Source organism: Citrobacter sp. Cb023, assembly GCF_030336805.1.
In the GTDB taxonomy this organism is placed as follows: Bacteria; Pseudomonadota; Gammaproteobacteria; order Enterobacterales; family Enterobacteriaceae; genus Citrobacter; species Citrobacter braakii.
The window spans coordinates 459,649-471,362 of sequence record NZ_JAOWCV010000038.1; the positions used below are offsets into that span (position 1 = coordinate 459,649).

General features: G+C 52.0%; 9 protein-coding genes. 6 read left to right on the forward strand and 3 right to left on the reverse strand.

Annotated features, from left to right (window positions below; all coding sequences use genetic code 11):
• Positions 1-5 precede the first annotated feature (5 nt).
• Positions 6-797, forward strand: coding sequence for an aliphatic sulfonate ABC transporter permease SsuC (ssuC, locus tag OGW44_RS16060; protein ID WP_016152468.1), 792 nt, complete (start codon positions 6-8; stop codon positions 795-797).
• A complete protein-coding gene (gene ssuB / locus OGW44_RS16065) occupies positions 794-1,561 on the forward strand; it encodes an aliphatic sulfonates ABC transporter ATP-binding protein (protein ID WP_185654329.1) in 768 nt (255 codons plus the stop codon). Before ssuC ends, ssuB begins: the two co-directional genes overlap by 4 nt.
• Positions 1,562-1,664: 103 nt before the next feature.
• Here ssuB and pepN read toward each other — a convergent pair whose 3' ends face one another.
• Entirely contained in the window at positions 1,665-4,277 is a 2,613-nt protein-coding gene (gene pepN, locus OGW44_RS16070; RefSeq protein ID WP_016152466.1) for an aminopeptidase N, read from the reverse strand.
• Positions 4,278-4,542: 265 nt separating this feature from the next.
• Here pepN and pncB point away from each other — a divergent pair, with 265 nt between their 5' ends.
• From pncB to aspC, 4 genes are all read left to right on the forward strand, one after another.
• Entirely contained in the window at positions 4,543-5,745 is a 1,203-nt protein-coding gene (gene pncB, locus OGW44_RS16075; RefSeq protein ID WP_185654328.1) for a nicotinate phosphoribosyltransferase, read from the forward strand.
• 165 nt (positions 5,746-5,910) lie between these two features.
• Positions 5,911-7,311: an asparagine--tRNA ligase gene (asnS, locus tag OGW44_RS16080; RefSeq protein WP_016152464.1), complete on the forward strand. Its 1,401-nt coding sequence runs from the start codon at positions 5,911-5,913 to the stop codon at positions 7,309-7,311.
• A gap of 600 nt (positions 7,312-7,911) precedes the next feature.
• A complete protein-coding gene (gene ompF, locus OGW44_RS16085) occupies positions 7,912-8,988 on the forward strand; it encodes a porin OmpF (protein WP_016156126.1) in 1,077 nt (358 codons plus the stop codon).
• A gap of 183 nt (positions 8,989-9,171) precedes the next feature.
• On the forward strand, positions 9,172-10,362 hold the full coding sequence (gene aspC, locus OGW44_RS16090) for an aspartate transaminase (protein WP_185654327.1): 1,191 nt from the start codon (positions 9,172-9,174) through the stop codon (positions 10,360-10,362).
• A gap of 54 nt (positions 10,363-10,416) precedes the next feature.
• Here the strand turns inward: aspC and OGW44_RS16095 are convergent, their stop codons facing one another.
• Positions 10,417-11,064: an MBL fold metallo-hydrolase gene (locus OGW44_RS16095; RefSeq protein WP_003035823.1), complete on the reverse strand. Its 648-nt coding sequence runs from the start codon at positions 11,062-11,064 to the stop codon at positions 10,417-10,419.
• A 28-nt stretch (positions 11,065-11,092) separates the two neighbouring features.
• Positions 11,093-11,641, reverse strand: a complete 549-nt coding sequence (gene mepK / locus OGW44_RS16100; RefSeq protein ID WP_016152461.1) for a peptidoglycan L,D-endopeptidase MepK — start codon at positions 11,639-11,641, stop codon at positions 11,093-11,095.
• Positions 11,642-11,714: the final 73 nt, after the last annotated feature.

Below are 11,714 nucleotides of genomic sequence, written 5' to 3' on the forward strand. Positions count from 1 at the left end.
TGCTGATGGCAACGCCGAAAAACAGGTGGTTACTGCGCCTCGCGCCCTGGTTTTTACCGGTTGGGTTGGTCGCGCTCTGGCAGCTCGCATCATCAATGGGCTGGTTGTCCACCCGCATCCTGCCCTCTCCGGAGGGCGTTGTCGAAGCCTTCTGGACGCTTTCCGCCAGCGGCGAGCTTTGGCAGCATCTGGCGATCAGCTCCTGGCGCGCGCTGGTAGGCTTCTCCATCGGCGGATCGATTGGCCTGACGCTGGGACTGATTAGCGGTCTTTCGCGGTGGGGAGAACGCCTGCTGGATACTTCGGTGCAGATGCTGCGTAACGTGCCGCATCTGGCGCTGATCCCACTGGTGATTTTGTGGTTCGGCATTGATGAATCCGCCAAGATCTTTCTCGTCGCGCTGGGCACGCTTTTTCCGATTTACATCAACACCTGGCATGGGATCCGCAATATCGATCGCGGTCTGGTAGAGATGGCTCGCAGCTATGGGCTGTCTGGTTTTTCACTATTTATTCATGTGATCCTCCCCGGCGCCCTGCCCTCGATTATGGTTGGCGTGCGTTTTGCTCTCGGGCTGATGTGGTTGACGCTTATTGTCGCGGAAACCATTTCAGCCAATGCCGGCATTGGTTACCTGGCAATGAACGCCCGCGAATTTCTGCAAACCGATGTGGTCGTGGTGGCCATTATTCTCTACGCCCTGCTCGGCAAACTTGCCGACGTCAGCGCCCAATGGCTGGAGCGGATCTGGCTGCGCTGGAACCCGGCTTACCATGTAAAGGAGGCTTCCGTATGAATACCGCTCGCCTGAACCAAGGCACGCCGCTTTTACTGAGTGCCGTGACGAAACAATACGCCGCCAATACGGTGCTCAATCAGTTAGATTTGCACATTCAGGCCGGACAGTTTGTTGCCGTGGTTGGCCGCAGCGGAGGAGGTAAAAGCACTCTGCTGCGTCTGCTGGCTGGGCTGGAGTCTCCCACCTCAGGTGCATTACTTGCCGGAACCACCCCGCTGGCAGAAATTCAGGAGGATACGCGAATGATGTTTCAGGATGCGCGTCTGCTGCCCTGGAAGACGGTTATCGATAATGTGGGTCTGGGTCTGAAAGGTCACTGGCGCGATGCGGCCCGGGACGCGCTGGCCGCAGTTGGGCTGGAGAATCGTGCTCAGGAATGGCCTGCTGCCCTGTCCGGTGGACAAAAACAGCGCGTGGCCCTGGCGCGGGCATTAATTCATCGTCCCGGTCTGCTGCTGCTGGATGAACCGCTCGGTGCGCTGGATGCCTTAACCCGCATTGAAATGCAGGAGCTGATTGTCTCTTTATGGCAAGAGCACGGCTTTACCGTACTGCTGGTCACCCATGACGTCAGTGAAGCGGTGGCAATGGCCGATCGCGTGTTGCTTATTGAAGATGGAAAAATCGGACTGGATTTAACGGTGGATATTGCGCGACCACGCCGGATTGGTTCGGTGCGTCTGGCAGAGCTGGAAGCAGAAGTGTTGAACCGGGTAATGCAGCGTAGCGAAACGGAACAGCCGATCCGCCGGCATGGATAAGCATTCAGAAAAATCAGGCCCAGTAAGCGCAAGCGCCACCGGGCCTTTTGCCGGATAGCGGCGTTACCGCCTAATCCGGCTTACAAAACGACAGGTCAACGTTTCAGGCTAACGCTTTGGTTACCTTCTCGAACAGATCCCCGGAGAGATTCTCCAGACCTTTCAGCTGTTCCAGCGCCGCGCGCATCTGCGTCTGACGTTTTGCATCATAACGTTTTAAGCGAATCAGCGGCTCAATCAGACGTGACGCCACCTGCGGGTTACGGCTATTGAGTTCAGTCAGCATGTCGACCAGGAACTGATAGCCGCTGCCATCTTCCGCATGGAATGCCGCCGGGTTGCTGCCCGCAAAGGCGCCAATCAGAGATCGGATTCGGTTCGGGTTACTCATACTGAAGGAACGGTGCTTCAGTAAGCCACGTACCGTTTCCAGCACGTTTCTCGCCGGGCTGGTGGATTGCAGGATAAACCATTTGTCCATCACCAGACCGTCATGATGCCACTTATCGTCATACTCCTGCATTAGCGTGTCGCGGCAAGGCAGTTGCGCCGCGACTGCCGCGGACAGCGCCGCCAGCGCATCGGTCATATTGTTTGCTTCACGGTACTGCTTGCTGACCAGCGTGTCGGCCAGATGGGTTTCACCAAAGGCTAGGAAACGCAGGCAGGCATTACGTAGCGTACGCTTGCCAATATCGGCATGCTCAACGCGGTACTCATCAAGATGATTAGCGTTATAGATGGCGAGGAATTCATCCGCCAGTTCGGCTGCCAGCGTGCGAGTTAACGCTTCACGTACTTCCGTTATCGCCACCGGATCGATGATGTCGAACAGTTCAGCAATTTCATTCACCGAAGGCAGCGTCAGAATCTCTGCCGCCAGTGCCGGATCGATTTTCTCATCCAGCAAAATCGCCCGGAATGCATCGGCCACGTGTACCGGCAGGGACAGCGGCTGTCCCTGCTGATGGCGGGCTACGTTGAGCTTAATATAGGTCGCCAGCAAGCTTTGCGCCGCGTCCCAACGAGAGAAATCGTTACGCGCATGACGCATCAAGAAAGTCAGCTGCTGATCGCTCCATTTGTATTCCAGTTTTACCGGTGCGGAAAATTCGCACAGCAGTGCCGGAACCGGCTGGAAGTAGACATTATCAAAGACAAACGTCTGCTCAGCCTGGGTGACATTGAGTACGGAATTCACCGGGTGCCCGCCTTTTTGCAGCGGGATCACTTTCCCTTCGTTGTCATACAACTCGAGGGCGAAAGGAATATGCAGCGGCTGTTTTTCGGCCTGATCCGGCGTGGCCGGCGTGCGCTGGCTGATAGTCAGCGTGTACTGCTCAGTGGATGGATTGTAGTCATCACGCACGGTCAGAATCGGCGTACCGGACTGACTGTACCAGCGGCGGAAATGCGAAAGATCGACGTTGGACGCATCTTCCATCGCCTGCACGAAATCATCACAGGTTGCAGCGCTGCCGTCATGACGCTCAAAGTACAACTGCATCCCTTTCTGGAAGTTAGCCTCACCGAGCAGGGTGTGGATCATACGAATAACTTCAGCGCCCTTTTCGTACACGGTCAGGGTATAGAAGTTATTCATTTCAATAACCATATCCGGACGGATAGGATGCGCCATTGGGCTGGCATCTTCGGCAAACTGCAGGCCGCGCATGGTGCGCACATTGCTGATCCTGTTTACCGCGCGTGAGCCGAGATCGGAACTGAACTCCTGATCGCGGAACACGGTTAGCCCCTCTTTCAGGCTCAACTGGAACCAGTCGCGACAGGTCACGCGGTTGCCGGTCCAGTTGTGGAAATATTCGTGACCGATGACGCGCTCAATATCGAGGTAGTCTTTGTCGGTGGCGGTATCGGTACGTGCCAGCACATATTTGGAGTTAAAGATGTTCAGACCTTTATTCTCCATCGCCCCCATGTTGAAGAAATCGACCGCGACAATCATATAAATGTCGAGGTCATATTCGAGGCCAAAGCGTTCTTCATCCCATTTCATGGAGTTTTTCAGCGAGGTCATCGCCCACGGCGCGCGGTCCAGGTTGCCGCGATCGACGTACAGTTCCAGCGCCACTTCACGCCCGGAACGGGTGGTAAAGGTGTCGCGCAGGACGTCGAAATCACCGGCTACCAGCGCAAACAGATAACACGGTTTCGGGAACGGATCCTGCCACTGTACCCAGTGACGACCATTTTCCAGTTCCCCCTGCGCCACGCGGTTACCGTTGGAGAGCAGGAACGGATATTGGGTTTTATCGGCGATAATTTTGGTGGTAAAACGCGCCAGGACATCCGGCCTGTCGAGATACCAGGTAATATGGCGGAACCCTTCCGCTTCACACTGGGTGCACAGCGCGTCGCCGGACTTGTACAGTCCTTCCAGCGCGGTATTGGCCGCCGGGCTAATTTCATTCACGATACGCAGCGTAAAACGTTCCGGCAGTTGACTGATGACCAGAGCGCCCTCTTCTTCTTTATACTCTGCCCACGGTTCGTCGTTCACGTGGATCGACACCAGGGTCAGATCTTCGCCATTCAGGCGCAGGGGCGCATCGGACGCGCCATGACGGACTGCCTGGCTCACGGCGGTGACCACGGTTTTTTCAGCATCCAGGTCAAAGGTCAAGTCAATATCAGTAATCTGGTAATCCGGCGCACGATAGTCGTGACGGTATTTGGCTTGTGGCTGTTGTGTCATAAAAAACCTTTAGCATCTTTGGTAGAGTCTCGGCTTCAGTCTATTCCTGTTGCGTAAATCGCGCTACGCAGAATGTTCATCTTTTCAGGCACAAACACCCTTTTTGCTACATTTTTATAACACGCGGCACGAATTGCCCTCGACCAGAAAGACAGCTTATGGTGTGATCGGGGTTCAATAAATCGCTAAACAAGGTATACTCCAGCGGTTTTCTTAGTTGTTTATTGTACTAAACGCTCCCGTGAGAGGATGCTACTGCGCACCTATGACACAATTCGCTTCTCCTGTTCTGCACTCGCTGCTGGATACAGACGCTTATAAGTTGCATATGCAGCAAGCCGTTTTTCACCACTACTATGATGTACAAGTAGCGGCTGAATTTCGTTGCCGTGGCGATGACCTGCTCGGTATTTATGCCGGTTCTATTCGTGAGCAGGTGAATGCTATGCAACACCTGCGACTGCAGGAGGACGAGTACCAGTGGCTCTCCGGCCTGCCTTTCTTTAAAGCTGATTACCTCACCTGGTTACGTGATTTCCGCTATAACCCGGAACAGGTTTGCGTCACCAATGATAACGGTAAGCTGAACATCCGCTTAACCGGGCCGTGGCGTGAAGTGATCATGTGGGAAGTCCCGCTGCTAGCGGTTATCAGCGAGATGGTACACCGTTACCGTTCGCCCGAATCAGGCGTCCCGCAGGCACTCGATGAGCTGGAAAGCAAACTAGTAGAATTCTCTGCTTTAACGAAAGATGTCGATATGTCCCGCTTCCATCTGATGGATTTCGGTACGCGTCGTCGTTTTTCACGTGAAGTACAGCAGGCTATTGTTAAACGCCTGCAGCGAGAGCCCTGGTTTGTCGGCACCAGTAACTACGATCTGGCCCGCCGCCTGTCATTAACCCCAATGGGCACGCAGGCGCATGAGTGGTTCCAGGCTCATCAGCAAATCAGCCCTGAGCTTGCCACCAGCCAGCGCGTTGCCCTGGCCGCCTGGTTAAATGAATACCCTGACCAACTCGGCATTGCGCTGACCGATTGCATCACCATGGATGCGTTTTTACGCGACTTTGGCGTCGAGTTTGCAACCCGCTATCAGGGTTTACGCCATGACTCAGGCGACCCGGTGGAATGGGGTGAAAAAGCCATCGCCCATTATCAAAAACTGGGCATTGATCCGCTGAGCAAAACGCTGGTGTTTTCAGATAACCTCGATTTGAAAAAAGCGATTGAGCTCTACCGCCACTTCTCTTCTCGTGTGCAGTTGAGTTTTGGTATTGGCACACGTTTAACCTGTAATATTCCCCAGGTTAAGCCGCTCAATATTGTAATCAAGCTGGTGGAATGTAACGGCAAACCTGTGGCGAAGTTATCTGATAGCCCGGGTAAAACCATCTGCCACGATAAAGCGTTCGTGCGCGCGCTACGCAAAGCCTTCGATTTGCCGCATATTAAAAAAGCCAGTTAAACCTTCCAGGGAGCCAGTTTGGCTCCCTTTTCACGCTAATTTCCGAAATCTTTCACTCCAGCTACGAATTCTGCTTGTCTGATTGCAGATGCCAGGTAACATAGGTATCCCCCCATTACGGGTGGACATGTGTTTATATATCCGACTATTAACAGAGAGAATATTATGAGCGTTGTGCCTGTAGCCGACGTACTCCAGGGCCGCGTAGCCGTTGACAGCGAAGTCACCGTGCGCGGATGGGTGCGTACCCGCCGAGATTCAAAAGCTGGCATCTCCTTCCTCGCCGTTTATGACGGTTCCTGCTTTGATCCTGTACAGGCCGTCATCAATAATTCTCTGCCCAATTACAATCAGGACGTACTGCGCCTGACGACGGGTTGTTCAGTTATCGTAACGGGTAAAGTCGTTGCATCTCCTGGACAAGGACAGAGCTTTGAAATTCAGGCCACTGAGGTTGAAGTAGCCGGCTGGGTTGAAGATCCTGATACCTATCCAATGGCGGCTAAGCGTCACAGCATTGAGTATCTGCGTGAAGTGGCGCACATGCGTCCACGTACCAACATGATTGGTGCTGTCGCGCGAGTACGTCATACGCTGGCGCAAGCGCTGCATCGCTTCTTCCACGAGCAGGGTTTCTTTTGGGTATCGACTCCGCTGATCACCGCTTCCGATACGGAAGGTGCCGGTGAAATGTTCCGCGTGTCTACGCTGGATCTGGAAAACCTGCCGCGTAACGATCAGGGAAAAGTCGATTTCGACAAAGACTTCTTTGGTAAAGAAGCTTTCCTGACCGTTTCCGGTCAGCTGAACGGCGAAACCTACGCCTGTGCTCTGTCCAAAATTTATACCTTTGGCCCTACGTTCCGTGCAGAAAACTCTAATACCAGTCGTCACCTGGCAGAGTTCTGGATGCTGGAACCGGAAGTGGCTTTCGCCGACCTGAACGATGTTGCAGGCCTGGCTGAAGCGATGCTGAAGTACGCGTTCAAAGCCGTACTGGCTGAGCGTGCGGATGATATGAAATTCTTCGCCGAACGTGTCGACAAAGACGCGATTTCACGCCTGGAACGTTTCATTGAGGCTGACTTCGCGCAGGTGGATTACACCGACGCGGTAAGCATTCTGGAAAAATGCGGCAAACAGTTCGAAAACCCGGTTTACTGGGGTGTGGATCTGTCTTCTGAGCACGAACGTTACCTTGCTGAAGAGCACTTTAAAGCGCCGGTCGTCGTTAAAAACTACCCGAAAGATATCAAAGCGTTTTATATGCGCCTTAACGAAGACGGTAAAACCGTTGCAGCAATGGACGTCCTGGCTCCAGGAATCGGTGAAATCATCGGTGGTTCTCAGCGTGAAGAGCGTCTGGACGTACTGGATGCCCGTATGCTGGAAATGGGTCTGAACAAAGAAGATTACTGGTGGTATCGCGACCTGCGTCGCTACGGTACCGTTCCACATTCCGGCTTCGGTTTGGGCTTTGAGCGTTTGATCGCTTACGTTACCGGCGTGCAGAACGTCCGTGACGTTATTCCGTTCCCGCGTACCCCGCGCAACGCTACGTTCTAACCCTGCATTTTTGATACAAAAGCCAGCATTGCTGGCTTTTTTTGTCACCGCTTCACGTTTTGGGGTCCCCCTCCCGCGTTTAACACAACCCTTCGCCTTCTCCCTTCCTGTTACGTAATATTTCACCGCAACATATTTGAACAAAAAATAATCAGCATTTTTATTGTGGATTAGCATTTTCTGATTAAATAGTACATTTTCTGACCATTTGCACGGCATTCCAGACGTCTAGAAATAGCCATCTGTAAACCATGAACTTTATGGCAGAACAGAGAAAAAAGGAGTTTATCTAAATTAAATATAAGAAAATCATATAAATAGAAATAGAAGTGGTGATTTTTAGCGCACGTACATCTGAAATTTGAAGTTGTTCACAAAGTTGCACAAAAATAACATTTTGTTACACATTTTTTCTTTTTGAAACCAAATCTTTATATTTGTAGCACTTTGACGGTAGCGAAACGATAGTTTGAATGGAAAGATGCCTGTCAGACACATAAAGACACCAAACTCTCATCAATAGTTCCGTAAATTTTTATTGACGGAAATTATTGGCGGCAGTGGCAGGTGTCATATAAAAACCGATGAGGGTAATAAATAATGATGAAGCGCAATATTCTGGCAGTGGTTATCCCTGCTCTGCTGGTAGCCGGGGCAGCTAACGCTGCAGAAATCTATAACAAAGATGGCAACAAAGTAGACCTGTACGGTAAAGCAGTAGGTCTGCACTATTTTTCCAAGCACAACGGTGACAATGCCTACGCACCTAATGGCGATCAGACTTACGCCCGTCTTGGTTTCAAAGGGGAAACTCAGATTAACGACCAACTGACCGGTTACGGCCAGTGGGAATACCAGTTCAGTGGCAATAACTCTGAAGGCGGTGATGATGCTCAGAATGGCAACAAAACCCGTCTGGCGTTTGCCGGTCTGAAATTCGGTGATGCAGGCTCCTTCGATTACGGTCGTAACTACGGCGTCGTTTACGATGCACTGGGTTACACCGATATGCTGCCAGAATTCGGTGGTGACACTGCTGCTTCCGACCAGTTCTTCTCCCAGCGTAACGGCGGTCTCGCAACTTACCGTAACTCTAACTTCTTCGGTTTGGTTGAAGGCCTGAACTTCGCTGTTCAGTACCTGGGCAAAAACGAGCGTGATGACGTTCGTCGCTCTAACGGTGATGGCGTTGGCGGCTCTGTTAGCTACGAATTCGAAGGTTTTGGTATCGTAGGTGCGTATGGTGCAGCTGATCGTACCGATGCCCAGCAAAACCCACTTCTGCGCGGCCACGGCGACAAAGCTGAGCAGTGGGCGACCGGCTTGAAATACGATGCTAACAACATCTACCTGGCGGCGAACTACAGCGAAACCCGTAACGCAACCCGTATCGCTAACGGTTATGCTAACAAAACTGAAGACGTCCTGTTGGTTGCTCAGTACCAGTTCGACTTCGGCCTGCGTCCGTCCCTCGCCTATACCAAATCTAAAGGTAAGGACATCGAAGGAATCGGCGACGTAGATCTGGTGAACTACTTCGAAGTGGGTGCGACTTACTACTTCAACAAAAACATGTCCACCTATGTTGATTACATCATCAACCAGATCGATTCTGACAACAAACTGGGCGTAGGCTCTGACGACACCGTTGCAGTGGGTATCGTTTACCAGTTCTAATAGCAGACCTCTTTGTTAAATGCCTAAAAAACAGGACTTCGGTCCTGTTTTTTTATCTCTGCTAGCGGATTCTTGCGTCTTAAAAAAACACCTCGGCTTTTCGTCAGTAACGGTTGGCATTTTGTAAATCTACCGTTAACCTGATAGCGGACTTCCCTTCTGTAATCACTATGGAACCTCGTCATGTTTGAGAACATTACTGCCGCTCCTGCCGACCCCATTTTGGGTCTGGCTGATTTGTTTCGTGCCGATGACCGCCCAGGAAAAATAAACCTTGGGATCGGTGTATATAAAGATGAGACAGGTAAAACGCCCGTACTGACCAGCGTTAAAAAAGCCGAGCAATATATACTGGAAAATGAAACCACCAAAAATTACCTTGGCATCGACGGTATTCCAGAGTTTGGTCGCTGCACTCAGGAATTACTGTTTGGTAAAGAAAGTTCGCTTATCAACGACAAACGTGCGCGTACAGCACAGACTCCTGGCGGCACTGGCGCACTGCGTGTGGCCGCTGATTTCCTGGCAAAAAACACCTCAGCTAAACGCGTATGGGTGAGCAATCCAAGCTGGCCAAACCATAAGAGCGTCTTTAACTCTGCCGGTCTGGAAGTTCGTGAATACAACTATTACGATGCCGCGAACCACTCATTAGACTTTGATGCGCTGCTGGCAAGCCTCAGCGAAGCGCAGGCTTGCGACGTGGTGTTATTCCACGGCTGCTGCCATAACCCAACCGGTATCGACCCTACGCTGGAGCAGTGGCAAACGCTGGCTCAGCTTTCAGTCGAAAAAGGTTGGTTGCCGCTGTTTGACTTCGCATACCAGGGCTTTGCCCGCGGTCTGGAAGAAGATGCAGAAGGTCTGCGCGCATTCGCTGCGCTGCACAAAGAGCTGATCGTCGCCAGTTCCTACTCCAAGAACTTTGGTCTGTACAATGAGCGCGTAGGTGCCTGTACGCTGGTTGCAGCCGATGCTGAAACCGTCGACCGCGCGTTTAGCCAGATGAAGTCCGTCATTCGTGCCAACTATTCCAACCCACCAGCACACGGCGCGTCGGTTGTGGCAACCATCCTGAGCAACGATGCCCTGCGCGCTATCTGGGAACAGGAACTGACTGATATGCGTCAACGCATCCAACGCATGCGTTTGCTGTTTGTGAATACGCTGCAGGAGAAAGGTGCGAACCGCGACTTCAGCTTTATCATCAAACAGAACGGCATGTTCTCATTCAGCGGCCTGACCAAAGAGCAGGTTCTGCGTCTGCGTGAAGAGTTTGGTGTCTATGCCGTCGCTTCCGGACGTGTGAACGTAGCAGGAATGACGCCAGATAACATGGCGCCGCTGTGCGAAGCGATTGTCGCAGTACTGTAATCTATCGCGTACTAAAAAGGCCGTAATAGCGGCCTTTTTCATTTATCTGCGGTGTTACCAGACAGGCATTTCATCCTGCAGGAACGGATTATGTAGCCGTTCGTTGCCCAACGTCGATAGTGGGCCGTGACCCGGAATAAACGTCACGTCATCGCCCAACGGCAACAGTTTACGTTTAATCGAATCAATCAGTTGACTATGATCTCCGCGAGGAAAATCGCTGCGCCCAACGCCGCCTTTGAAGATCACGTCACCAGAAATCAGTAGCTTTGATTGTTCATCAAAGAAGACCACATGTCCCGGCGTGTGGCCCGGGCAATGCAGTACCTGCAACGTCACGTTACCCACGCTTACCCGGTCGCCTTCATTCAACCAGCGATCGGGCGTCAGCGGCTCACAATCGCCCAGGCCAAACATGCGACTCTGAGCAGGAAGTCCTTGTAACCAGAACTCATCTTCTTTTTCCGGACCAATAACCGGTACACCATAATGCTGTGCCAGTTCAGCCGCCGCACCTACGTGATCAAGATGACCATGGGTGAGCAGGATCTGCATTAGCGTCAGGCCACTGGCATCGACTTCCTGTTTGATTTTCTCAGCATCGCCGCCGGGATCGACCAGCGCAGCCAGACGGGTTTGCTCACACCAGATTAACGAGCAGTTCTGGGCGAATGCAGTGACCGGAATAATACGATAGTTCATACGGCTCCTGTTTCATTAAGCTTATGGATCACCAATGACGCGCCGGTCCGGTGTCAATATGCACAAAGTTACTGCGTGGGTAGTATCCTACACCACCTGCGCGCATAGATAACGCAGCTTTGCGAATATTACTTAATGCGATGCCTTCAATATGGAAATCCATGGCCTGCCCTTTCGTGTGGTAGCTTTTCTTTGCCACACCGCGGCTGTGCGCACGTAATTCATTATTGGTATCAATAGAGCGGTAACCAGAAATAAGCTGTACGGGTTTACGCGTGCCCAGCAGGCCCTGCAGACGGAAGAGTTGATCGAACAATCCCGGATCGATGGATTTCACTTTATTCGCACGAAAATCACGGAAAAAGTGATTAAGTTTAGCTAATTCGTCCTGAATATAGCCCCTGCCATCAAAAAACTCTGCTTTTATTGACTCACCGGTATGCAGGTTATTCAGAGTCAAAATGCGCGGACGTGGGGTAGAGAGTGTAGCAAACGCAGGCGTAGGCAGGATGGCAGCGCCGAGGGCAATGCCACCAAGCGCCAGCAGTTTGCGGCGATTAGCGTCAAATTTGTCCATGGTTTTAAGGTCTACAAGGTCAATGTTATCGTATGTATGCTCTAGCGCACGCGGGAAACCTTATCTGGCTAAG